The organism is Pseudoalteromonas sp., assembly GCF_036960685.1.
In the GTDB taxonomy this organism is placed as follows: Bacteria; Pseudomonadota; Gammaproteobacteria; order Enterobacterales; family Alteromonadaceae; genus Pseudoalteromonas.
In genome coordinates this window covers 1-24,776 of record NZ_JBALXK010000026.1, presented here as the reverse complement: position 1 = coordinate 24,776, position 24,776 = coordinate 1, and the positions used below count along the sequence as shown (strand labels likewise).

The 24,776-nt window shown below is 41.6% G+C and carries 26 protein-coding genes; 20 read left to right on the top strand and 6 right to left on the bottom strand.

The window, feature by feature from the left end; translation table 11 throughout:
• Window positions 1–103: 103 nt before the first annotated feature.
• Window positions 104–895 carry a crotonase/enoyl-CoA hydratase family protein gene (locus tag V7783_RS17755; RefSeq protein ID WP_335679859.1) on the bottom strand — a complete coding sequence of 264 codons (792 nt, stop codon included), beginning with the start codon at window positions 893–895 and terminating at the stop codon, window positions 104–106.
• A 301-nt stretch (window positions 896–1,196) separates the two neighbouring features.
• Between V7783_RS17755 and V7783_RS17750 the strand changes: the two genes are divergently transcribed.
• The 5 genes from V7783_RS17750 (at window position 1,197) to V7783_RS17730 (ending at window position 7,262) form a co-directional block, all read left to right on the top strand.
• Complete coding sequence (locus tag V7783_RS17750; protein WP_335679858.1) at window positions 1,197–2,363, top strand: efflux RND transporter periplasmic adaptor subunit; 1,167 nt, start codon at window positions 1,197–1,199, stop codon at window positions 2,361–2,363.
• 11 nt (window positions 2,364–2,374) lie between these two features.
• Window positions 2,375–5,491 carry an efflux RND transporter permease subunit gene (locus V7783_RS17745; protein ID WP_335679857.1) on the top strand — a complete coding sequence of 1,039 codons (3,117 nt, stop codon included), beginning with the start codon at window positions 2,375–2,377 and terminating at the stop codon, window positions 5,489–5,491.
• 107 nt (window positions 5,492–5,598) lie between these two features.
• Window positions 5,599–5,919, top strand: coding sequence for an HI1450 family dsDNA-mimic protein (locus V7783_RS17740; protein ID WP_335679856.1), 321 nt, complete (start codon window positions 5,599–5,601; stop codon window positions 5,917–5,919).
• Window positions 5,920–5,980: 61 nt separating this feature from the next.
• Window positions 5,981–6,796 (top strand): DUF481 domain-containing protein, encoded by an 816-nt coding sequence (locus tag V7783_RS17735; RefSeq protein ID WP_335679855.1) that lies wholly within the window; start codon window positions 5,981–5,983, stop codon window positions 6,794–6,796.
• Between the two features lie 13 nt (window positions 6,797–6,809).
• A complete protein-coding gene (locus tag V7783_RS17730) occupies window positions 6,810–7,262 on the top strand; it encodes a hypothetical protein (RefSeq protein ID WP_335679854.1) in 453 nt (150 codons plus the stop codon).
• Window positions 7,263–7,327: 65 nt separating this feature from the next.
• On the opposite strand, the gene V7783_RS17725 is transcribed toward V7783_RS17730, so the two are convergent.
• The gene (locus V7783_RS17725) at window positions 7,328–7,813 is read right to left on the bottom strand and encodes an FKBP-type peptidyl-prolyl cis-trans isomerase (protein WP_335679853.1); all 486 of its coding nucleotides are present in this window, start codon (window positions 7,811–7,813) and stop codon (window positions 7,328–7,330) included.
• Between the two features lie 12 nt (window positions 7,814–7,825).
• Window positions 7,826–8,737, bottom strand: a complete 912-nt coding sequence (gene ygfZ, locus V7783_RS17720; RefSeq protein WP_335679852.1) for a tRNA-modifying protein YgfZ — start codon at window positions 8,735–8,737, stop codon at window positions 7,826–7,828.
• Window positions 8,738–8,867: 130 nt separating this feature from the next.
• Between ygfZ and V7783_RS17715 the strand changes: the two genes are divergently transcribed.
• The gene (locus tag V7783_RS17715; protein ID WP_054205400.1) at window positions 8,868–9,119 is read left to right on the top strand and encodes an FAD assembly factor SdhE; all 252 of its coding nucleotides are present in this window, start codon (window positions 8,868–8,870) and stop codon (window positions 9,117–9,119) included.
• 371 nt (window positions 9,120–9,490) lie between these two features.
• Here V7783_RS17715 and nadB read toward each other — a convergent pair whose 3' ends face one another.
• Window positions 9,491–11,116, bottom strand: a complete 1,626-nt coding sequence (nadB, locus tag V7783_RS17710; RefSeq protein ID WP_335679851.1) for an L-aspartate oxidase — start codon at window positions 11,114–11,116, stop codon at window positions 9,491–9,493.
• Between the two features lie 259 nt (window positions 11,117–11,375).
• On the opposite strand from nadB, the gene rpoE reads away from it, so the two are divergent.
• The 10 genes from rpoE to pdxJ all read left to right on the top strand — a co-directional run bounded on the left by rpoE (window position 11,376) and on the right by pdxJ (window position 19,906).
• On the top strand, window positions 11,376–11,957 hold the full coding sequence (rpoE, locus tag V7783_RS17705) for an RNA polymerase sigma factor RpoE (RefSeq protein WP_064666393.1): 582 nt from the start codon (window positions 11,376–11,378) through the stop codon (window positions 11,955–11,957).
• Between the two features lies 1 nt (window position 11,958).
• Entirely contained in the window at window positions 11,959–12,570 is a 612-nt protein-coding gene (locus tag V7783_RS17700) for a sigma-E factor negative regulatory protein (RefSeq protein ID WP_335679850.1), read from the top strand.
• A 4-nt stretch (window positions 12,571–12,574) separates the two neighbouring features.
• Window positions 12,575–13,531: a MucB/RseB C-terminal domain-containing protein gene (locus tag V7783_RS17695; protein WP_335679849.1), complete on the top strand. Its 957-nt coding sequence runs from the start codon at window positions 12,575–12,577 to the stop codon at window positions 13,529–13,531.
• A 12-nt stretch (window positions 13,532–13,543) separates the two neighbouring features.
• Window positions 13,544–13,993, top strand: a complete 450-nt coding sequence (locus V7783_RS17690) for a SoxR reducing system RseC family protein (protein ID WP_335679848.1) — start codon at window positions 13,544–13,546, stop codon at window positions 13,991–13,993.
• Window positions 13,994–14,062: 69 nt separating this feature from the next.
• Window positions 14,063–15,850, top strand: coding sequence for a translation elongation factor 4 (gene lepA / locus V7783_RS17685; RefSeq protein WP_335679847.1), 1,788 nt, complete (start codon window positions 14,063–14,065; stop codon window positions 15,848–15,850).
• Window positions 15,851–15,889: 39 nt separating this feature from the next.
• Window positions 15,890–16,825 carry a signal peptidase I gene (lepB, locus tag V7783_RS17680; RefSeq protein ID WP_335679846.1) on the top strand — a complete coding sequence of 312 codons (936 nt, stop codon included), beginning with the start codon at window positions 15,890–15,892 and terminating at the stop codon, window positions 16,823–16,825.
• Between the two features lie 2 nt (window positions 16,826–16,827).
• Window positions 16,828–17,505, top strand: coding sequence for a ribonuclease III (rnc, locus tag V7783_RS17675; protein WP_335679845.1), 678 nt, complete (start codon window positions 16,828–16,830; stop codon window positions 17,503–17,505).
• Window positions 17,495–18,427, top strand: a complete 933-nt coding sequence (gene era / locus V7783_RS17670) for a GTPase Era (RefSeq protein WP_335679844.1) — start codon at window positions 17,495–17,497, stop codon at window positions 18,425–18,427. The genes rnc and era overlap by 11 nt, the downstream gene beginning before the upstream one ends.
• A 17-nt stretch (window positions 18,428–18,444) precedes the next feature.
• Window positions 18,445–19,137 carry a DNA repair protein RecO gene (recO, locus tag V7783_RS17665; protein WP_335679843.1) on the top strand — a complete coding sequence of 231 codons (693 nt, stop codon included), beginning with the start codon at window positions 18,445–18,447 and terminating at the stop codon, window positions 19,135–19,137.
• A gap of 37 nt (window positions 19,138–19,174) precedes the next feature.
• Complete coding sequence (pdxJ, locus tag V7783_RS17660) at window positions 19,175–19,906, top strand: pyridoxine 5'-phosphate synthase (protein WP_335679842.1); 732 nt, start codon at window positions 19,175–19,177, stop codon at window positions 19,904–19,906.
• 71 nt (window positions 19,907–19,977) lie between these two features.
• Here pdxJ and V7783_RS17655 read toward each other — a convergent pair whose 3' ends face one another.
• Both V7783_RS17655 and V7783_RS17650 read right to left on the bottom strand, forming a co-directional pair.
• On the bottom strand, window positions 19,978–20,169 hold the full coding sequence (locus V7783_RS17655) for a hypothetical protein (RefSeq protein ID WP_064666403.1): 192 nt from the start codon (window positions 20,167–20,169) through the stop codon (window positions 19,978–19,980).
• 57 nt (window positions 20,170–20,226) lie between these two features.
• Entirely contained in the window at window positions 20,227–20,400 is a 174-nt protein-coding gene (locus tag V7783_RS17650) for a DUF1328 family protein (protein WP_016709848.1), read from the bottom strand.
• A gap of 522 nt (window positions 20,401–20,922) precedes the next feature.
• On the opposite strand from V7783_RS17650, the gene V7783_RS17645 reads away from it, so the two are divergent.
• From V7783_RS17645 to V7783_RS17630, 4 genes are all read left to right on the top strand, one after another.
• Window positions 20,923–21,168, top strand: a complete 246-nt coding sequence (locus V7783_RS17645) for an OadG family protein (RefSeq protein ID WP_335679841.1) — start codon at window positions 20,923–20,925, stop codon at window positions 21,166–21,168.
• A 10-nt stretch (window positions 21,169–21,178) separates the two neighbouring features.
• Complete coding sequence (oadA, locus tag V7783_RS17640; RefSeq protein WP_335679840.1) at window positions 21,179–22,963, top strand: sodium-extruding oxaloacetate decarboxylase subunit alpha; 1,785 nt, start codon at window positions 21,179–21,181, stop codon at window positions 22,961–22,963.
• A gap of 11 nt (window positions 22,964–22,974) precedes the next feature.
• Window positions 22,975–24,105, top strand: coding sequence for a sodium ion-translocating decarboxylase subunit beta (locus V7783_RS17635; RefSeq protein WP_335679839.1), 1,131 nt, complete (start codon window positions 22,975–22,977; stop codon window positions 24,103–24,105).
• 153 nt (window positions 24,106–24,258) lie between these two features.
• Entirely contained in the window at window positions 24,259–24,435 is a 177-nt protein-coding gene (locus V7783_RS17630; protein ID WP_335679838.1) for a hypothetical protein, read from the top strand.
• Window positions 24,436–24,776: the final 341 nt, after the last annotated feature.

Here is a 24,776-nt window from a genome sequence, read left to right as displayed (position 1 = left end):
TTATTTACTTACTGGGAGGTACTAAACTTCATCATGTATTGTGAATTTACGCTATGCGACTTATTGCTAACCAGTCACTGCACAAAGTGACTGCGCAATTATGTTACCAGCGTTTACTGTTTTGATACTCAATGTTATCCGCGCCCTTGGCTTTAGCGATGGCTTTTTTGGTATTGCTATTAACGAGTAGACGAATTTGGCTGATTGTTTCCTTGGCTAAAATTTGTCTTCTTGAGGAGTTAAAACTTTGTTGCGTCACTCGCTTGATTGCCGCCAATGTATCTGGCGAACGAGCTAATAAAGTGTCTATCATAGCTAAGCAGTGCTGTTTAGGGTCGTCACTTACTTGCGTTACTAACCCCAATTGCAACGCTTTATCGGCACTAATAGGCTCGGCATGACTGGCAAGCCACATCGCATCATCACGCTTTATTAAGCTAGGCAAAATAACGTTCGCCCCCATATCCGGACACAGTCCCCAACGTGCTTCCATAATAGCGAGTTTGGCATCAGGGTGAACAATACGGTAATCAGCGCCGAGGGCTATCTGTAGCCCGCCACCAAAGCAGTTACCTTGGATCACCGCAAATACCGGCACACTCAAAGATTGCCAGCCAAGCACAACGTGTTGAGCTAAATTACAGTTTCCAGGCAGCCATTTAAACAGCAGTTTTATTATATTAATCGGGTTTTTCATCACTGCAGTAACATCTAACCCAGCGCAAAAGTGCTCCCCCTCACCTTGAATAATAACGGCACGGATGCTGGCATCTTTTTTTATTTGCTTAATAATTGTTGTTAGTTGTTTGAACATGACAAAGTTTAACGCGTTTTGTTTATCTTTTCGGGATAATGTCACGAAGGCAATAGATTGTTGTTTTTCAAAGTTTATCATGTCAACTCCTCTGACCTGTTTGAGATCAGCTTACGAGTTAATTGAATTGATGTAAAGCACGGCTTTTTAATTGAAAAATAAGCCCTATAAGCGAATGTTATTGTTAATTTGGCGCACAAATGATTACAAAGTGGTGTATATTTTTAGCTGAACTAATTGTTATCTTATCGATCAATATAGCTACTGAACGCAACGTTGCGTTTAAGCACCTTTTGCAAATAACCATAAAGGTAGGATGCGCAAACTACCAAGGAGAACAACCATGCTAAAACGGTTCACGCCTAGCATTTTAGGATCTTACATGTCACTCGCAATTAAAGGCGTTGTGGGTACAACATTGATTGCATCGTTAGCTGGTTGCTCAGATAACAACGCGACAAAACAAGTGGCTCCTGCTCCGGCGGTTTCTGTATTTAATGTGGTGACTCAAGAAGTGGGTGATTACCGAGAGTTCGTTGCTCGTACACAAGCCTATCAGGAAGTAAAAATTCGCGCTCGTGTTGAGGGTGAGTTGATCGAACGCCATTTTGAAGAAGGTTCATATGTTGAGAAAGGGCAATTATTATTAAAAATAGACCCCAGCGAGTACCAATCATCTGTCGCAGAAATTGAAGCGGATTTAAAAAGTAAACTTGCTGGCCAAGATGGCGCATCCCGAGATTTAAAGCGTGGTAAAGAAGTTGCCTCACAGGGATTTATATCACAATCTGATTTAGATAAATTAACCACTAAGTATGATCAAGCAGCTGCGGCTGTGACTTCAGCAAGAGCAAGCCTTGAAAAAGCCAAACTAAATTTGAGTTATACCGAAATAAAAGCGCCGTTCGCAGGACGTATAGGTAAGGTCAATTATGACGTGGGTAATATTGTTGGGCCTGCATCAAATGAATTGGCTGAATTGACGGATGTTGATCCAATTTATGTCAACTTCCAAGTAGAAGAAGCTGATTACATTAGTTACCGTCAAAAACATGAAGGCAGTGATAGTAATCCGCAAAATGTGCCTATTGATTTATCATTGCGATTGCCTAATAACTCAAGCTTTGAATCAAAGGGGACGCTTGATTTTGCGGATACGAAAATTAATCGCAGTACCGGCACCGTTGAATTAAGAGCAACCTTTGCGAATCAAAAAAGTATTGTTGTTCCCGGCTTGTTTGTAACATTAATTGTTGAAAGTAAAGATAAAAAACAACAAGCACTGATCCCACAAGCCGCTGTACAAGAAAACCAACAAGGTAAGTTTGTACTTGTGGTGGGAGCTGATAATAAAGTTGCAACGCGTATTGTTAAGTTAGGGCGTCGGATCAACGCAATGTGGGTCGTTGAATCAGGCCTTGAACAAGGTGAGCAAGTAATTGTTGAAGGCCTGCAAAAAGTGCGTCAAGGCGCTGAAGTCAAACCGGTCGAAAAACAGGTTGATCACAGCACTGGCACAATCTCAAACAAAACAGACGCAGCGAGCTAAAGGGAACGCACATGATCAGCAAAACGTTTATCGCGCGGCCAAAGTTTGCCTTAGTGATTTCCATTGTGATCACCCTAGCGGGTCTGATCTCAATGGCGCTACTACCGGTGAATATGTACCCAGAAATAACGCCCCCGCAAGTACAAATCACAGCCAGTTATCCAGGTGCTAGCGCGCAAATTGTAGAAGAATCCGTGATTCGACCCATTGAAGAGCAAGTCAATGGTGTTGAAGATATGATGTATATCGAATCCAGCTCAACCAATAATGGCACTGCGAATATCACAGTGTACTTTAAAGTGGGCACAGATACCGACATTGCACAAGTAAATGTACAAAATCGAGTCGCCCTTGCTGAGCCTGGTTTACCTAATGAGGTAACACGCCAAGGCGTTTCGGTTAAGAAAAAGTCCAGCTCAATGTTACTCGGTATTAATTTGTACTCGAATCAACAAAATATCGATGCAATATTTTTAAGTAACTACGCAACTAACTATCTTACTGAGCCACTTGGACGCATACCCGGTGTTGCTTCTGCTGAAGTAATGGGTGAGAAAACCTATTCCATGCGGTTATGGTTACGGCCCGACAAAATGGCGGCTTTAGGGCTGACTGTAGGCGAAGTTCAAGCTGCGTTACAAGAGCAAAATACGATAGTGGCTGCGGGTAAACTCGGTGCAGCACCCAGCCTACCTAGCCAGCAGTTTGAGTATTCAATTCAAGCAAAAGGGCGCTTAAAAACTCCAGAAGAGTTTGGCCAAACCATTATTCGCGCAAATAAAGACGGTAACTTCGTACGTTTAAATGATATTGCCCGGATTGAACTTGGCTCTGCCGATTACAGTACCACTGCAAAGTTAAATCAACAAGATACGGCATTTATCGTTATTTACCAATTAACCGATGCTAATGCCACGCAAGTCGCAACTGACGTGAAAGCAACCATGGCTGAGCTTGCCAAACAGCTGCCAGATGGTGTGGAGTATTCAATTCCTTATGATACGACTGAGTTTATCAATCGCTCTATTGAAGAGGTTGTTATAACGCTATTTCAAGCGGTTGGTTTGGTTGTGTTAGTGGTATTTTTGTTCTTACAAAACTGGCGAGCGACCCTTATTCCAACCATTGCAATCCCTGTATCACTTGTCGGTACGTTTGCGTTTATGATGGCAATGGGCTATTCAATTAACTTAATCACCTTATTTGGTCTAGTGCTTGCTATTGGTATTGTTGTTGATGACGCGATTATTGTCATAGAGAATGTTGAACGGATCCTCAAAGAAGAAAAGTTACCAATTAAAGAAGCGGTAACGAAAGCTATGGAGCAAGTGACAGGGCCCATTATTGCAACCACGCTGGTGTTGTTAGCTGTATTTGTACCGGTCGGTTTTATGCCCGGCATAACCGGTGAGCTTTATAAGCAGTTTTCAGTAACTATCTCGTTTGCGGTACTTATCTCGTCAGTTAATGCATTAACTTTAAGCCCTGCTTTATGTGCGTTATTACTAAATGAAAAAGCCATGAAACCAATTAAGTGGTTGGCACCTATTGAAAGTGGTATCACTAAATCAACCTCAGTTTACAGTAAAATAATTCACTTTATTTTAAAGCGTTCTGCACGGATGGCCATATTTGCATTAGTTATTTTTGTTGCGGCTGGTTGGCTCGCTAAAAGCGTGCCAACGGGCTTTGTACCAGCAGAAGATCAAGGCTTTGTATTTGTGGATGTACAATTACCTGATGCTGCGGCTGCAGGACGTACGCAGGATGTGATGCATAAAATAGGTGAAATTGTAAAACAAGAGCCAGCGGCAACTGATTTTATTGCGGTATCGGGGTTTTCCTTATTAGGTGGTGCTGGTTCAAATAATGCGCTCGGAATTGTTATTTTAAAAGATTGGGAAGAACGAACCGCACCAGATCTTGGCTTAAAGTCAGTGATAGGGCGTTTGATGGGGCAATTGTGGGCGATGCCTGATGCACAGATTATGGTGTTCAACCCACCACCTATTCCTGGGCTAGGTGCAAGTGCAGGGTTTGAATTTCGCTTACAAGACAGCGAAGGTCGCGATCCGACTGAGCTGGCGCAAGTACTTAATGGCTTAGTTTATGAAGCGAATCAACACCCAAGTCTAAGTAATGTATACAGTACGTTTAGAGCGAATGTACCGCAGTACTTTTTAGAGATAGACCGAAATAAAGCAAAAGCTCAAGGAGTGGCGTTAAGTGATATATTCTTAACCCTACAAGCGCAACTAGGTTCACTGTATATTAATGACTTTAATCAGTTTAGCCGTACTTATAAAGTCATCATGCAGGCTGAGAGCGAGTTCCGTAAAAATCCTGCCGATTTACAGCATTACTTTGTTCGTAATGACGAAGGAGACATGGTACCACTGACTACGCTTGCTAAACTTGAACCAATTCTTGGGCCAACAACCCTGAATCACTTTAACTTGTATCGCAGTGCCAGTATCAGTGGTCAAGCTGCCGCTGGGTTTTCAAGTGGCGATGCAATTGCAGCAATGCAAGAGCTTGCCGAACAACTTCCTAATGGTTATATCTTTGAATGGGCAGGGCAATCTAAGCAAGAGATTGAAGCGGGGAATATGGCACCAATCTTATTTGGTTTAGCGGTTATCTTTGTTTACTTATTCTTAGTGGCGCAATATGAAAGTTGGACTATTCCTTTTTCTGTTATTGCAGCAATTCCGTTGGCGATGTTTGGGGCTATGTTAGCGCTCTACGTATTAGGTATGGAAAATAATATTTATGCGCAGGTTGGTTTAGTACTGCTAATTGGTATGTCGACCAAGACCGCTATTTTGATTGTCGAATTTGCAATGGAAGAACGCCTGGCAGGAAAAACCATATTCGATGCTGCATTGAGTGCCGCTAAAATGAGGTTTCGTGCGGTGTTAATGACGGCACTGTCATTTGTACTTGGTGTATTACCATTAGTATTTGCTACTGGTGCCGGAGCTGGAAGCCGTGTATCACTGGGTGTCACAGTACTTGCTGGTATGTTGGCCGCGACGATATTTGGCACTTTACTGGTACCGTTATTTTATAGTTTAGTGCAATCAATGCGTGAAAAAGTTAAAGGCACCGCGACAACGCAACAGTAAAATAAGCGTTGTGTAAAAAAAGTCAGGGAAACCTGGCTTTTTTTTGGCAAAAATTTGCTGAGGTTTGATACTATATCTCGCATTAGCATCATGAAAGGTTTATGGCGATGACAGGACCCCGTTTATACAGCGAAGAAGAAGTAACACATCAAGCTTACGATATCTTTTTAGAGTTAGCCCCAGACAACCTCAGTGAGCAAGATGTTGAAGACTTTAATCAACACCGCGAAGAGCTTGGTTTTATTGAAGAAGGTGAGCCTGATGAGCAATGGCATGACTTTGTTGCATTGGAAATAGAGCCGGAATTATTTATTCAGGTTTTGGTGGGCCTTGAATTTGATAATCAAGATATTTTATTTGCTAAGATTTTGATTAGTCGTGATAAAGATGCTCCGTTTTGCCATATTCTGTGGAAAGATAGCGAATAATATCGATGCCGTACTTGTGTGAAAGTAGCCGTATTTTTAACCTCAGTAAAGTGAGTGTACAGTGATCAGAATATTACTGTTATTGAGCTGCTTGCTGAGTTTAAAAGCCTGGGCTGTAGACCCTTTTGAAGATTTTCATGAGTATGGTCAACTCTCAGATGAAGAGATACATAAAATCCATCAGGGTGAACTTTTATACGGTGATACGGAGTTTGGCTTTATTGTTAGCCGCGGTAATACCAATTCGACCAGTTTAAAGTTCAAAGGTAATTTATACCAAGATCTCGAGAAATGGCGCAATCAATTCAAAATAGACAGCTTATATAAACGCGACCGTAATGAAACCACAGGCAATGATGAAGTTTCGGCAAATCGTATTTTCCTCTCAGCCCAGGGTAACTATAAGGTTGGGGTAAAAAATGCGTCGTTCTTTATGTATGGCGATTACGAAGAAGATGAATTCAGTGGTCTTGATTTCAAAAGTACACTGGCAGCAGGCTATGGTAATCGTTTATATCAAGGAGTAAAGAACCAAGTTGATTTTGATATAGGGCCTGGTTTATATCGCTCTGTGGCCGAACATGATGCCGAGCTTGAAGAGGATGAAGATAAAACTAAAACCGGTTATTTATTACGGTTAGCGCTACAGTGGGAGCGTACGGTATCGACACGTACTCGTTTTAATCAAGATTTAAGTATTGAGCAATCTTTATCTGGGTTAAACTCACGGTTAAAGTCAGAGACCTCCTTGATAAGCCAAGTTATGGGCTCAGTATCACTAAAGTTTGCCTATTTGTATCGTTATAATTCCAAGCCGGAAGACGACAAGTTAAAGTTTGATTCAGAACTAAGTGCGACATTAGTTTATAGTTTTTAATCTAGAGAGTGTTATGTATCAACATAAGCAGTTTGCCTTGTTTATTTTTGTTATTTTAAGCTGGATTGCCAGCTTTGTTGGGTTAGCCTGGTACTTGATTGGTGCAGATATGCCGTTAATGGTGTTTGCAGCAATTTTACTGCTGGTGGGCTTCTTATTTCATGGTTTAACAATTAAAGTTGATGACAGCCAGATCAGTTGGGGTTTTGGCCCGGGGGTATTTGGCGATAAGTTACAACTAGCCGATATTATTGAAGCGAAAGCCGTAGAAAATTCTTTTCGCCATGGTATTGGACTGCGCATTACCCATGATGGCTGGATTTACACAGTGTCTGGGTTTAGTGCTGTGCAGTTAACTTTAAAAGATGGCAGCCAATATCGTTTAGGAACTAATGATCAAGATGGTTTGTTAGCGGCATTGGCAGGTAAGATAAGTGAGCCGCTAGAAGAGCTTACAACCGTATAATTAAATTATAGATATAAAAAAAAGCGCCGTAGCGCTTTTTTTTATATCGGTAATACTTGTCAATATTAGTGGTCGTGACCACAGCCGCCAGCACCATGTACATGGCCGTGCTCTAATTCGTCAGGCGTTGCATCACGCACTTCAAGTATTTCTACATCAAAGTTTAAAGTAGTCCCTGCAAGCGGATTATTACCATCAACAATCACTTCATCTTCTTGAATATCAATGATCATAACTGATTGGTCACCGTCATCGGTTGAAGCACGAAATTGCATGCCGACTTCAATTTCCATTCCTTCAAACATTGACTTTGGTACTGCTTGCATTAACTCATCATGACGTTCGCCATAACCTTGCTCAGGTGGTACTGTCACACTTAATGTGTCGCCAGCTTCTTTGCCTTGTAGAGCATCTTCTAGGCCTTGAATTAAGTAACCGGTACCAACGATAAAGATGAGTGGCTCACCATCAAATGAGTTATCGATAGAGTTTTTGTCATTATCCATTACTGAATAATGCATTTTTACCACTTTATTTGCTGCAATGATCATAGTCACTCCTGTTTATTCGTCTTCGAGAGAGTAGGGTAGAGGAAGAATTGATAGCTCTACCGTTGGGGCATGTTTTGCACGCAGCAACTGACTAGGTTCACTGTCGTTTGGCAACACAACAAGGCCAAATAAGGTTTTACTTTGTTGATTGTAGGCTTGGCTGATTAATTTTCCAGCGCGGCGCCAGTTTTCACCCATTTGGGTTTCAAGCTCTGGCTCTGCGAGCTCTCCATCACTGTGTCCTGATACGATATACATAGCGCGTTTGTTTTTACCAAGGTACTTCATGCGAGCAACCGTTTCTTGGCCTGTGTAACAGCCTTTACGAAAGCTTATTCCGCCAATTGCTTGCAGGTTAACCATTTGTGGTACGTATTCACCTAGTGCCGCTTCATTGAGCTCAGGCTCACCCGCTAAAATACTATGTTGGTGCCACAGTGCGTCATTTTCAAGGGCAATTACATCATCTGGCAGTGAGAAATCCGCATTAACCATCAACAGAATACGGTTATCTGCTAATTTAAGGGCTTTACCATGACTAAAATCAGCAGCGCTCTCTTGCGCATTAAACTGAATGTTTAATGCTGCTAAGGTTGCCGTTAAATCATCGCCAATTAAGCCAATTAACTTGCTGCTATCAGTGTCAATTTCAACTTTTGAAAATACCGCATATTTTTTTAATTCAGTGAGGGATTGTGCTACTTCAACGGCTGATGCCGCTAAATAGTAACTATCTTGATAAGCAAACAGTTTGGCAACACTCCATAGTTTGCCTTTGGCGTTACAGTGTCCCGCCCACAAAAAATTTGTTTGACTAAGCTTATTAATATCTTGGGTAATTTGGCCATGAAGGTAGGCGAGTTTATCAACACCGCTTATGCGGATCAGCTGATGTGATAAAGGGCATGCGTGTACTGTTGACATAAAAACCTGCGTGACAAGAAATCTAGGCGCATATAATACCGTAGTTAGCGCTGCTGGTATAGGTGCATAAATAGCTGTTTATTCAGGTGCAATTTGTTAAACTGCAAAGCAACTAAGTGCGAGGTAAAAAATGACTGAAATTCACAATAAAGCGCGTATTCGCTGGGCTTGTCGTCGCGGCATGTTAGAACTAGATGTGTTATTTATGCCATTTGTAGATGAGGCATTTGATTCGTTATCTGTACAGCAGCAAGCGGTATTGCAACGTTTGTTAGAAGCAGATGATCCTGATTTATTTGCATGGTTTATGGGTCACCAAGAGTGCAAAGATCCTGAGCTTAAGCAAATGGTGCAGTTGATTTTAGACCGAGTTCGTGTATAGGTTTACCATTGACAATAACATCGCAGACCACAAGCCTTTTGTGGTCTACTTTAGCTTGTTTGCAGTGTGTTTCAGCCTTTTTTTAACGACCCTTTATGCGCAAATTATTTGTTTGATCAGTTGTGCAGTATGCGGTTTTATAAGTTGGCAATGGTACAAAAAATCTCACCCTCAGCAAGGCGTATTTATTTTAGCGCCCCCGCAATGTCGTTTTGAAAACAATACGTTAAAAATAAATGGTCAGATTAGTAATCGAAGCCGCGTTTACCAGCGCAGTGTTTGGCTATATATTGACGGATTTGCAAACTCCCACTGGCTTATAATTAACGCCAGCGGGGTTGATGAGCAAAGCTTTATCAGATTGAAGCGTGCTACTTTGGCTGCTCGTCGTGAGCAAAAGGAGTCAAAATAGTGGGCGTTGGGTTGTCATTTAACTGTGGGTAGTCAATGGTGTAATGTAAACCTCGGCTTTCTTTACGCTCCATCGCACTGCGAATAATAAGCTCAGCAACTTGCACTAAATTTCGAAGTTCAAGTAAATTATTGCTAACTCGGAAGTTAGCATAATAATCACGAATTTCTTGCTGCAGTAATTCAACTCGGTGTAATGCGCGCTCTAAGCGCTTAGTTGAGCGGACAATGCCAACATAATCCCACATAAACAGCCGTAACTCATGCCAGTTATGGGTGATCACCACTTCCTCATCTGAGTTAGTCACGCGGCTTTCATCCCATACCGGTAACTCTTTTAAGGCTGGGCTGTGTTGTATTTTAGCTAAAATATCTTTTGCTGCAGCATGCGCAAATACGATGCATTCAAGCAGCGAATTACTAGCCATACGGTTTGCGCCATGCAGGCCTGTATAAGCAACTTCACCAATAGCATATAAGTTATCTAAATCGGTTTTACCATTAAAGTCAGTCATCACACCGCCACACGTATAGTGCGCAGCAGGGACCACCGGAATGGGATCTTTTGTGATATCAAGACCGACACTTAAGCATTTTGCATAAATGGTAGGAAAGTGCTCAATGATAAAATCTTTATCTTTATGACTAATATCTAAATACACACAATTTGCACCTAAGCGCTTCATTTCAAAGTCGATAGCGCGTGCAACAATATCTCGCGGGGCAAGTTCTTCACGCTCGTCAAAGTCTTTCATAAAGCGTGTGCCATCTGGGCGTTTTAAATATGCACCTTCACCACGCATTGCCTCCGTGATTAAGAAGTTTTGTAGCTCTGGGTGATATAAGCTGGTTGGATGAAATTGATTAAATTCCATATTTGCCACGCGACATCCCGCACGCCAGGCCATAGCTATGCCGTCACCACTGGATACATCTGGGTTTGAAGTATATAAATAGACTTTACTAGCACCACCGGTGGCCAAGGCAAAAAACTTAGCTGAAATAGTTTCAACTCGTTTAGCACAGCGATTCCACATATAGATACCATGAATGTGTTTGCCTGTTTGCGCTAACTTTTTATCCCCGATTAAATCAATGGCATTATATTGCTCTAGTAAAGTGATATTGGCATGAGCTTGCACTTGGCTTATCAACGTTGTTTGTACCGCTCGCCCTGTAGCATCAGCTGCGTGTAAAATACGACGATGACTATGGCCACCTTCACGGGTCAAATGAAAGCGCTCTTTACCTTTACTATCAAACTCCATATCAAAAGGCACGCCTTGCTCGATTAGCCATTGTAGGCAATCTGGGGCATTACTTGCAGTATAATGAACGGCATTTCGATCGCATAAACCACCGCCAGCATCTAAGGTGTCTTGCACATGTGATTCAATGCTGTCATTCTTTTTATCGAACACGGCGGCAATGCCGCCTTGCGCATACAGGGTGGAACCTTCCGTTAATTCACCTTTACTGATCACGGTAACGTTGCAGTGATTAGCTAAAGAAAGTGCTAATGAGAGGCCGGCAGCGCCGCTACCAATTATAGCGACATCCGCGATGTGGTGTTTATTTTGGTTCATGTCCGTGGTCTTTGCGGTTACAATGCCCGATACTCGTTTATAAATAGTAATGAGCAAATAATATTATGATAGGCGTATATGTATCATATTTGGCGCGACACTATTAGTGATTTTAATCGTTTGCGCGCTAATTTATGGTCTATTTTATAAAAAAATAATATTAAACCGAACTTTTCATTCATACAGTAGTCAGAGTATTTGTAAACAATGGCAGGATATGAATGACAAGCAATAATCAGACAGAGGAGTACCGGCTCGAATGAGCGAGCAGGATTTGGATTTAGCGCTAGTAAAAAGGGTCCAGCAAGGCGATAAAAATGCCTTCAATCTTTTAGTAAAGAAGTATCAGAATAAAATAGCCGGTTTGATTTCACGTTATGTTTCAAATCAAGGCGATATTGCTGATGTTGCACAAGAAGCTTTTATTAAAGCGTACCGCGCACTTCCAAACTTTAGAGGGGACAGTGCCTTTTATACTTGGTTATACCGTATCGCCGTTAATTGTGCTAAAAATTACTTAGTGGCTCAGGGCCGCAAACCGCCAGCAAATGATATAGATGCTGACGACGCCGAGTTTTATGATGGCGCGGATGCAATGCGTTCAAATGCATCACCTGAGAACCTGTTATTAAGCGAAGAAGTTCGCGCAGTGATTTTTAACACCATTGATAGTTTGCCTGAAGATCTTAAAACTGCGATCACCCTACGAGAAATCGAGGGGATGAGCTATGAAGAAATAGCCGTGGTGATGGATTGCCCAGTCGGGACGGTACGTTCGCGTATTTTCCGTGCCCGTGAAGCAATTGATAACAAATTAAACCCATTAATAGGCGAGTCTTAATATGACAAAAGCACACGTTAACAAGTTGGATAATCAGCATCTATCCGCATTACTTGACGGCGAACAATCATTAACTGATGAAGTTATTGCGCAACACGATGCAGCAACTTTAGGACGTTATGCGCTAATCGGTGATGTAATGCGTGCTGAGTCTGAAGATGCCTTTGTCTTTGATATTAGTGATAGTGTGGCAAAAGCGCTCGAAAGTGAGCCTGTCTACGCTGATTTTACTCAAAAAGAGTCTCAGTCTGCAGCCATCGCGGCAACAAGCAGCGACAACGTCGTAGCATTTAATTGGCGTAAACCTGTGGCACAACTTGCTATTGCAGCGAGTGTTGCGATGTTTGCAATCGTTGGTATTCAGACCTTACCACAAGGTGAGAATTCTCCAAATAATGAAATTCCAATGTTACAAACAACACCTGTTACTGGTATGGCTTCACCGGTGAGTTACTCATCAGAACCGGCTTTACAAAATGCAGAGCAAGGTTTGCGTGAGTTGCAGCAACAGCGTATTGGCGCATTAGTTTTAGAGCATCAACGTCAAGCACGTGTTGCATATTCATTAGAAAAAGCTCACACTGAGGCGCAAGCCGAAGAGGAAAAAAACTAATTAAATGAAAGTAATTACTTTTATTTTGTCGTTGGTATTAATGGCTCCTGCCTTTGCTAACGACGAAAACCCTGCAAAACAGCTATTGTTGAAAATGGCTGACGCCGTACATAACCGTAACTTTGACGCATCATTTGTGGTCGTCAAAGGAAAATCAATGGAACCATACCGTTGGTTACATGCCAAACAAGGTAATACCGAACTTGAACATTTGAGTTTACTCAATGGTGCAGGCCTTGAAATGGTTCGTATCGATAGCCAGGTCACCTATTTTGAACCCCAGTCTGAGCCTTATTCAATTGATACTGATTCTATCGCGGGTCCAATCCCTGAAGTATTGTTTAAAGATATTGAAAGGTTAAGCCAGCATTATGATTTTGTCTTAGGTGGCAAAGGCCGTATTGCTGGACGTGCTGCGCAACTTGTTCGTATCGAATCAAAAGACGAATATAAATTTAATTACTGGCTATGGCTAGATGCAGAATCATCACTCTTACTTAAGTCTGCATACGTTAACCAAGCCGGTGAGATGCTAGAACAGTTACAACTAACTCATATTAGTGTTACCGAAGAGCCTGCGGCAATATTACTTGAAATGCTGAACCGTGAGTTTCCAACGCCATTACCTGCGACGGCAATTTCTCAAAGTGAAACAAATACAAGTAGTAATAACTGGCAAATAGGGTGGTTACCTGGTGGTTTTAGCTTACTTAAATCAGACCGACATAAATTGGATTTGAATAATGAGCTCACTGATTATTATCTCTATTCAGACGGCTTTGTAGAAGTTTCTATTTTTGTACAACGTCCATTGCCAGGTCGCAGACCAAGTGGTGCCTTGTCATCTGGCGCAACGACAGTGTATGTGCATAATAGTGGTAGCTTTGATGTGTCGGTAGTCGGGAATATCCCAGCAACGACAGCTAAAGCAATTGCTGAGTCGGTTGCAAGACCTTTGTAATATAAGCTGATAATGATAGAACAAACTCTTACAGTGGTGTCGATTGAAGGCACCACTGCGCATTTAGAAGCCCAACAAAAACAAGCGTGTGCAGGTTGTAATGGCCGTTGTGGCTCACAAGTTTTTAGCAAGCTATTTGGCACGGCTAAAAAAACCTTTCCCTATCGATTTGAAGTTCCTGTAGCGGTTGGACAAAAAGTGACCCTGTCGCTTGATGACAGTCATATGGTAAAGCATGCTTTTGCTGTGTATATGTTGCCTTTGGTGTTAAGTTTAGTCTTTGCGTTAACGACCGCAGAGGTTTTTTCTGCGCCTGAGTGGTTGCAAATTATTGCCGCTATAGGCGGTGGTTTTGCTGGCTTCGCGATTGCTAAGAGCCGAGTGAAAAGCCTTCGACATGATGTAAAAGTAATAAAAATTCACCCAATTAGCCTTCCTTTAACTCAAATAGATGGTGATTGAAGCCAATTAAATGTAAAATTGCGGCTTTATACACTTAGTCCATTAAAATAGAAGTTTAGAATCCAGTTTATGAAGCATATCCGTAATTTTTCGATCATCGCCCATATTGACCACGGTAAATCGACCCTTTCAGATCGTTTGATCCAAGTTTGTGGTGGTTTAACAGACCGCGAAATGCAAAAGCAAGTATTGGATTCAATGGATATTGAGCGCGAGCGTGGTATCACCATCAAAGCGCAAAGTGTAACGCTAAATTATAAAGCCAATGATGGCGAGACTTACCAACTTAACTTTATCGACACCCCGGGACACGTTGACTTTACTTATGAAGTATCGCGTTCACTAGCTGCCTGTGAAGGTGCATTATTGGTTGTTGATGCTGGCCAAGGTGTTGAAGCGCAAACATTGGCAAATTGCTACACCGCAATTGAAATGGATTTAGAAGTTATCCCGGTACTGAATAAAATCGATTTACCGCAAGCAGATCCACTTCGCGTAGCCGAAGAAATTGAAGATATTATTGGTATTGACGCCTTAGATGCCGTGCAATGTAGCGCTAAAACAGGCGTGGGTATTGCTGAAGTACTTGAAATGATTGTCAAGGATGTGCCACCACCAGTAGGTGAAAAGGACCAACCGTTACAAGCACTGATTATTGATTCGTGGTTTGACCCGTATCAGGGCGTTGTATCACTTGTGCGTATTAAGCACGGTGAACTACGCACTGGCGATAAAATAAAAATTATGTCGAACGAGCATATCCATACTGCCGATCAGGTGGGTATTTTCACACCAAAACAAACTAACACAGGGGTTTTAAGAACCGGTGAAGTAGGTTTTGTGATTGCAGGCATTAAAGAAATTCATGGTGCACCGGTGGGTGACACCATCACCCATCAGAAAAACCCAGCGCCAGAGCGCTTACCAGGCTTTCAAAAAATTAAGCCACAGGTTTATGCGGGTATGTTCCCAATTGCCTCTGATGAGTATGAATCATTTCGTGATGCACTGAATAAATTAAGCTTAAACGATGCGTCGTTATTCTTTGAACCAGAGAATTCAACAGCGCTAGGTTTTGGTTTTCGTTGTGGCTTCTTAGGCATGCTACACATGGAGATCATTCAAGAACGTTTAGAGCGTGAATACGACATCGACTTAATTACGACAGCACCAACGGTAATTTACGAAGTTGTGACTAAAGAAGGCACTACACAGATTGATAACCCATCTGATTTACCTGCGGTAAACGATATTTTAGAAATTCGTGAGCCAATGGTTGAGGCCAATATCCTTGTCCCACAAGAATATTTAGGCAGTGTCATTACCTTGTGTATCGAAAAACGTGGTATGCAAACCAAAATGAGTTATCACGGCAAGCAAGTAGCTGTGACTTACGAACTGCCGATGGCTGAAGTGGTGATGGACTTCTTTGATAAGTTAAAATCAACCAGTCGTGGCTTTGCTTCACTTGATTATAACTTTAAGTATTTTCAAACATCTGACATGGTTCGCGTAGATATTTTAATTAATGGTGAACGTGTTGATGCTCTTGCGATTATTGTCCACAGAGACAGCGCACAATCACGTGGCCGTCAATTAGCTGATGCATTGAAGGAATTAATTCCTCGTCAAATGTTCGATATTGCGATTCAAGCTGCAATAGGCCAACATGTTATTGCTCGTACTACTGTAAAGCAGTTACGTAAAAACGTAATAGCCAAGTGTTATGGTGGTGATGTGAGTCGTAAGAAAAAGCTTCTTCAAAAGCAAAAAGATGGTAAAAAACGAATGAAACAACTCGGAAACGTTGAAGTGCCGCAAGAAGCATTTTTAGCAATTCTTAAAGTTGGTAAATAAATTTCGTAATCCAATTACGTAAGATAAAGGATGTAATGCATGGCAGGTTATTTTTCAATATTTTTAGTGTTGCTAACCCTTGGTTCGGGCTTAATTTGGTTAATTGACCATTTTATGTTTGCACCAAAAAGGCAGCAACGCTTAGCTCTGGCGCAGAGTTCTGCAGGCGGCGAGCTAGATGAAGAAACTGTTGCATTGATCGCACCTGAACCGACTATCACGGAAACAGCTAAATCTATATTCCCAATGATAGCGGCAATTACTATTTTTAGATCGTTTTTATTTGAACCGTTTCAAATTCCATCAGGTTCAATGATGCCGACTTTATTAGTAGGTGACTTTATCTTAGTGCAAAAATATTCGTACGGTATCAAAGACCCGGTTTGGCGCACCCAATTAGTCGATGTTGCTGAGCCTGAACGCGGTGATATTGTGGTATTTAAATACCCTTTAGATGAGCGTGTAGATTACATTAAGCGTGCTATCGGCTTGCCTGGTGATAAAATTGTTTATCGTGACAAGCGTTTATATATTCAGCCAAATTGTGCAGAAGGAGAAGCACAACAAGGTGATTTACTATGTAATGAATTTAATAAAATTGATATGGAAATCATCAACCGTGATGAATTTAAACAAGGCTCTATGGATTTAGTGCGTTTAAATGAAAATTTAACTACGCTAAAACATGATATTTTAATAAACCCTGAAGCGCTGGAAATGAAAGGGCGTTACTATCAACAACCGGGTACACGTTCTGATGAATGGGTAGTACCGGCTGATCATTATTTTATGATGGGTGACAACCGCGATAACAGCCAAGATAGTCGCGTATGGGGCTTTGTGCCAAAAGAAAACTTGGTGGGTAAAGCTGTCTTTATATGGATGAGTTTTGAATTTGAGAATGGCCCAGACGACATTTTACCAGGCTGGGTTCCAACTGGTGTTCGTTTTGAACGCCTAGGTAATATTCAGTAACAATGAAAAAAAATGTAACAGAGTTATATAGCAAAATAGGGTATACCTTTATTGATCAAGTATTGCTTGAGCAGGCGATGACGCATCGCAGTCATAAAGGTCAACACAATGAGCGCTTAGAGTTTTTAGGTGATTCAATTTTAAGTTTCGTTATTGCGAATGCTTTATACAGTAAGTTCCCTAAAGCACGCGAAGGTGACTTGAGCCGCATGCGCTCGACACTGGTGCGTGGGCAAACCTTAGCCGAGTTTGGCTTAGAGTTTGGTTTAGGTGATTACCTGCGCTTAGGGCCAGGTGAGCTTAAAAGCGGTGGCTTTAGACGTGAGTCAACCCTAGCCGATGCCGTTGAAGCAATCATAGGTGCTGTATTTTTAGACTCAGGTATCGATGTGTGTGGTGAGTTGATTTTAGCTTGGTATGAAACGCGTTTAGACGCTATATCACCTGGGCTGAATCAAAAAGATCCAAAAACACTATTGCAAGAGTACTTACAAGCCCGCAAATTACCTTTGCCAGGCTATACTGTAGTGGATACTAAAGGTCAGGCGCACAATCAAACGTTCACGGTAGAATGTATTGTTGAAGGTATGGATAGCATTATCTCAGTGGGCAGCTCTCGTCGTAAAGCTGAACAAAAAGCTGCTGAAAAAGCATTAAAGATACTTAAAAATGAATCTTGATACATTGATCCAACCTCACAACGGTGATGTTGATACCTTTTGCGGCATGGTCGCTATTGTTGGCCGCCCAAATGTCGGTAAATCTACCTTGCTTAATGAAATCATTGAGCAAAAAGTCAGTATTACTTCGCGTAAACCACAAACAACACGTCACCGTATTATGGGTATTCATACGGTCGACAAACACCAAGCAGTATATGTTGATACTCCTGGTTTGCATGTTGAAGAAAAACGCGCCATCAATCGGTTAATGAACCGTGCAGCATCTAGTTCATTGGGTGATGTTGAGCTGGTCATTTTTGTTGTTGAAGGCACTCACTGGAATGCCGACGATGAAATGGTACTTAATAAAGTAAAGCAAAATGGTAAACCGGTTCTATTAGTGATCAATAAAATTGATCAAGTAAAGGACCGTGATCTGGTCCTGCCACATATGAAGTGGTTAGGTGAGAAGTTTGACTTTGTGGGTATTATGCCTGTCTCGGCTACACAAGGTAAAAATATCGACCTTATCAAAGATGAAGTGACAAAACGCTTACCACCGTGTGAATTTTACTTCCCAGAAGATTATGTGACTGACCGTTCAATGCGCTTTATGGCGGCTGAAGTTATTCGTGAAAAGCTGATGCGTTTTATGGGTGAAGAATTGCCGTATTCTGTGACTGTTGAAATTGAACAGTTCAAATGGCAAGACAATGGTATTTGGCATATTAATGGCCTGATTTTAGTTGAGCGCGAAACGCAAAAACGCATGGTTATTGGTAATAAAGGCGAAAAGCTTAAAGTGATAGGCCGAGAAGCCCGTAAAGATCTCGAAGAAATGCTTGATAACAAAGTATTCTTAGAGCTTTGGGTAAAGGTTAAATCAGGTTGGGCTGACGACGAGCGTGCACTACGCAGCTTAGGCTATGGTGAAGATTAATAGCCTAAGTAATATTTATGGATAGCGACTTCTACACAGCATACTTATTACACCGACGTCCATTTAGTGACTCACAAGTAATGCTTGATATGCTAGTAGAGGGCGTTGGCCAGTTACGTATGTTGGCCCGAGTCAGTGGCCGCCAAGCAACCAAGCATAAAGCCCAGTTACAACCTTTCCAAACGCTATTGGTTAATTACACCGGTAAGCACGATCTCAAATACATTCAACGTTTTGAACTACACGGTACGCAATCACCATTAGTAGGAGATCAGCTTTATTGTGGCTTTTACCTCAATGAGTTGACCAATCGTATTGTGCCAATTAATGAACCCATTGATCATGTTTATCAACTGTATAAAACTCATCTGCAACAACTTAACCAACACCCTAATTTACAAGCTGTATTACGCTCTTATGAATTTCAATTATTGGAATTGTTAGGTTATGGCGTTGATTTTAGTTTTGATGCCGCCGGAGAACCGATAGCTCAAGAACAAACCTATAGCTATTTTGCTGAATACGGGTTTGTTGCACAAGAGCAAATCGGCAGTGGTTTTTCTGGTGCCCAGTTAAATGCAATTGCAGCCCATGACTTTAGCGCACCGGATGTGTTATATATGGCAAAACAATTAAGTCGTCATTTAATGAAGCCTTTACTAGGTAAAAAACCATTAAAAAGTCGCGAGCTTTTTAAACCGCAATCTTAGTACGGTATTTGTAACCGTTATTTTTACAGGTAAAAAAATGAAAGATATTCTTTTGGGTATAAACGTTGATCATATCGCTACTTTACGCCAAGCTCGCGGTACCAGCTACCCCGATCCAGCGCATGCCGCAAGTGTTGCCGAGCATGCTGGTGCAGATGGCATTACCATTCATTTACGTGAAGACAGACGTCATATCCAAGATCGCGATGTATATGTGATGGCTAAAACAATCCAAACACGTATGAACCTCGAAATTGCCGTTACCGATGAAATGTTAGCGATTGCACTCGAAGTAAAGCCTGCGTATGTGTGTTTAGTGCCTGAAAAACGCGAAGAGCTCACCACTGAAGGCGGTTTGGATGTGGTCGGTAACTTCGATAAAATTAAAGTCGCAACAGCGATGCTTGCAGAGGCAGGTATTAAGGTCTCGTTATTTATCGATGCCGACAAAGCACAACTCGATGCGGCAAAAGCATGTAATGCCCCTTATGTTGAAATACACACTGGCGCGTATGCTGATGCAGAAACCGATGCCGAACTTGAAAAACAACTTGAGCATATACGCCAAGGTGTAAAGTATGCAGCCAGCTTAGGTTTAATAGTAAACGCAGGGCACGGTCTGCATTATCATAATGTTAAACCGATTGCGGCGATGGAAGAGATTTATGAACTTAATATTGGCCACGCAATTATAGCGCGCGCTGCGATTGATGGTTTAGATAAAGCCGTACGTGACATGAAGCGCTTAATGCTTGAAGCCAGAGCATAATTTTACAGTGATAATACAGACAATAAAAAACGACTCAAGAGAGTCGTTTTTTATTACTGTTAATATAAATATTAACAGTTAGTTTCTTCGGCGTTCACGCCTTCTTTAACTTCTTCACAGGCGTCTTCTACTTTGTTTTGCACATCAGTCACTGCTTCATCAATGCGTTCGCCTGCTTCTTCTGCGTGATTGTCTTCACAACCCATGATAAAAAAACTAGCGAAAAGGGCGATAACGGCTGTTTTTACTGTAGTCGATTTCATAATGTAATTCCTTGTAAAATGTAATGTTTTATTAATTTTGTTAGACCTTAATTGGGATCACTTAGGGACGTTGCCACGCAATGCACCTGAAATAAGTGAAATAACTAACAATACTATAAAGATAAAAAAGATAATCTTAGCAATTCCTGCTGCGGCACCTGCGATGCCACCAAAACCTAACACTGCAGCAATAAGTGCAATAACTAAAAATGTAATTGTCCAGCGTAACATTGTCGTCTCCTTGGTTTGTCAAATTGTTCGAAGTAAGTAATGCTAGTTGCGTGCCAGAATATTAACTTAATTAATATCAGTGTGTTATGTGTTTTGTGAGTATTTCTCTTTTTTAGGTGTGGGAATTTTTTACTGCTTTACATGTAAGTTATTCCTGCCACTGTAAAAATCAACATTGAGCAATTAAATTCTTGGTAAGACCATTTTAACCTTTGTTGTACGAAGGCCAGCAAAACGATGGATAGCTGCTTATAATAAGTAGCTATTACCGAGTTTGGTAAACCTGTACTTATAATCTATAGCTATATTCACTATTTTTATCGTCTATATCTCGTAAAATTATAGCAAAATGTAGTGTGTTAACTTTGCTGAGGGTATGTTAGATTTATATTAATTGGTTTTACCAATTTACAAGGTGTTGGACTTGGTCTGTTTCTTTGTTATGATTGGTGCATAATTATTTAAATAAAGTGGTTTTTTACCTAGCAATGAGGTTGGGTAAAGAGAATCAAGGGGAGCAGCATGGATATAGGTCAGTTACTAGCTACAGCAGCAAACTTAATGATCACCGGTATGGTAGGCGTTTTCGTTTTTCTTTCGTTGTTGATTTCAGCAATTACCATCATGTCTAAATTAGCGAGCCGTTTTGAACAGCCGGTTATAGCGCCTGTGCGCACACCGTCAATCAAAGCACCAGGTGTGCCAAGTGCGCACATTGCGGCGATCAGTGCAGCTATCGCTCAGTACAAAAATAAACAAAAACTATAAGGGGTGACTTGTGGCTAAATTAAAATTAACCGAATTAGTACTTAGAGACGCGCATCAATCATTATTAGCAACGCGTATGCGTTTAGATGACATGCTACCAATTGCCGAAAAACTAGATGATGCAGGCTACTGGTCAATTGAGTCATGGGGTGGAGCGACGTTTGATTCATGTATTCGTTATTTAGGTGAAGATCCTTGGGAGCGTATTCGCGCCCTTAAAAAAGCCATGCCAAATACTAAACAACAAATGCTACTTCGTGGTCAAAACTTACTAGGCTATCGTCATTATGCTGATGACGTGGTGGAAAAATTTGTTGAGCGCGCACATCAAAACGGTGTAGATGTATTTCGTATTTTTGATGCGATGAATGATGTTCGCAACCTTGAAACTGCTATTAAAGCGGCTATTAAAGTGGGCGCACACGCGCAGGGTACAATTTCATATACAGTGAGCCCAGTGCATACGCTTGATATGTGGCTTACGCTTGCTAAGCAACTTGAAGATTTAGGTTGTCACTCAATTTGTATCAAAGACATGGCTGGTTTATTAAAACCCTATGATGCAGAAGAATTAATCAAAGCATTAAAAGAAACGGTTTCTATTCCAATTGCTATGCAGTGCCATGCAACAACCGGTCTAAGCACCGCGACATATCAAAAAGCAATTGACGCAGGCATAGATATGCTTGATACCGCCATTTCATCAATGAGTATGACTTACGGGCACAGTGCTACGGAAACAATTGTCTCGATTGTTGAAGGTACAGAGCGTGATACCGAACTTGATTTAAATCAGCTTGAAGAAATCGCGGCTTATTTCCGTGATGTTCGTAAAAAATATGCCGCTTTTGAAGGTAGCTTAAAAGGTGTTGATGGTCGTATTTTATTAGCGCAAGTGCCAGGGGGCATGCTTACAAATATGGAAAACCAGCTGAAAGAGCAAGGCGCTGCGGATAAATTGAATGAAGTATTACTTGAGATCCCACGTGTTCGTGAAGATTTAGGCTACCTACCTTTAGTTACACCAACATCACAAATTGTCGGCACTCAAGCAGTATTAAATGTATTAACTGGTGAGCGCTATAAAACTATTACGAAAGAAACAGCTGGCGTACTTAAAGGCGAATATGGCCTAACACCTGCGCCAATGAACAAAGAATTGCAAGAGCGTGTGCTTGATGGCGCAGAAGTGATCACTTGCCGTCCTGCCGATTTATTAAAGCCAGAGCTTGAATCGCTACAAGCTGAGTTATTAAAAGAAGCGCAAGAGCAAGGTCTAGAGCTTGCTGATGAACAAATCGATGATGTTTTAACGTATGCGTTATTCCCACAAATTGGTTTGAAGTTCATTAAAAATCGTAATAACCCAGATGCCTTTGAAGCTGCACCAAGTACTGAATCAGCTAATAAAGAGCAGCCTGCTAGCAATAAACCAAGTAACAACAATACCGTTAAAGCTGAGCAATACAGCGTAAAAGTTGACGGTAAAGTTTATGACGTTGTTGTAGCCCAAGGCGGAGAGCTTAAAGAAGTAACACTTAAAGATAGCGAACTTATTCCGCAATCTGCATCGGTTGCATCGGGTGAAACACTCAACGCGCCACTTGCAGGTAACATCTTTAAAATTAAGGTTAAAGCAGGGCAAACGGTCAATGAAGGCGATGTTGTGATCATCATGGAAGCGATGAAAATGGAAACTGAAATCCGCGCAACTCACACCGGTTCCATCGCTGAAATTCTTGTTGCTGAAGGTGATTCAGTGGCAACGGGCGACGCTATGATTGCACTAGCTTAGGAGAGCAGAGGATGGATGCATTATTAAACCTCTGGCAAGCAACTGGTATTGCTAATTTTACATTCCCTGCGCTTATTATGATCGCAGTGGGGTGTTTATTGTTGTATCTCGCCATTGCCCGCAACTTTGAGCCATTATTATTATTACCTATTGGCTTTGGTGCAATATTAACTAATATCCCCGTAGCGGGCTTATCAGACCCAGGTGGTTTACTGTATTACGTTTATCATATCGGTATCGATACTGGCGTGTTTCCGCTGTTGATATTTATGGGCGTAGGTGCTCTTACTGATTTTAGTGCCTTAATAGCAAATCCTCGTATGTTATTACTGGGCGCAGCGGCGCAATTTGGTATTTTTGCAACCTTGTTTGGCGCAATTTTACTAAACTATGTGCCAGGCTTTGAGTTTACTCTGCAAGACGCGTCGGCTATTGCGATTATTGGCGGCGCTGATGGACCTACAGCAATATTCTTAGCGTCTAAATTAGCCCCTGATTTATTGGGTGCTATTGCGGTTGCTGCCTATTCTTATATGGCATTGGTGCCAATTATTCAGCCGCCGATCATGCGTGCGTTAACCACACCAGAAGAACGTAAAATTCAAATGCCGCAGTTACGCACAGTATCTAAAAAGGAAAAAATCATTTTTCCGCTGATGGTACTTACGTTAACAATGCTATTTTTACCCGCTGCGACACCGTTAGTAGGGATGTTCTGCCTAGGGAACTTAATGCGTGAATCAGGCGTAGTTGATCGTTTAAGTAACAGTGCGCAAAACGAGATCATTAATATCACCACTATCTTTTTAGGACTCGCAGTAGGCTCAAAACTGGCTGCTGATAAGTTCCTAACGGTAGAGACGCTTGGTATTTTAGTGCTCGGCGCCTTGGCTTTTGCAATCGGTACTGCTTCAGGCGTATTCATGGCAAAAGGTATGAACAAGTTTTCTAAATCCCCTATCAACCCGTTAGTAGGTGCTGCAGGTGTATCAGCTGTACCAATGGCTGCACGAGTAGTTAATAAGGTGGGCCTTGAAAGTAACCCACATAACTTCTTGTTAATGCACGCAATGGGACCAAACGTAGCAGGAGTACTGGGAAGTGCTGTCGCTGCGGGTATTTTATTAGCACTGGTAGGCTAAACAAATCATGAAGCCATACCCAGCGAGCTGAGTATGGTGAGGTAATTTTTTACTTCCAACCGACTGCGCAGTATTTACTGCGCTTTTTTTTGCTCGCTTTTTAGGTATACTCGAATTTCGTCTTACTAATAATCTGATTTTAAAAGGAATGATATGAATATATTCGTGATTTTAATATCCTTGTTTGTCGCACTTGTCATTCTCATTCCACTACTTGAAAAGTACCAGTCAAAAATGGGCTTAGACGGCGCAACAAAATACGCCAAATATATCTGGCCATTAGTGATGATTTCATTGGTAGTGCAATTAATTTATGTGTTGGTGAGGTAGAGTATAGCCGTCAGCCGTCAGCCGTCAGTTTTAGGGTTTGGGGCAGCTAGGAGCGGTAAGCTGTAAGTTTTAAGCTGCTCGGCGTTAAAATAGGCTATGTAGGTTGCGGTTGAGCACCGCGAAAGCCAACGAAAAAATACCCTCTCAGTCTGCATCAAAAAACCTGCATTATCGCGTGTTTTCATTTCTTCTATTTATTTTTATAAATGGCTGACAGCTCGACAAAAAACCGTTGCTACTTACATAACAACGGTTTTATATTTTCTGACCGCTGACCGCTGACCGCTGACCGCTGACCGCTGACCGCTGACCGCTGACCGCTGACCGCTGACCGCTGACCG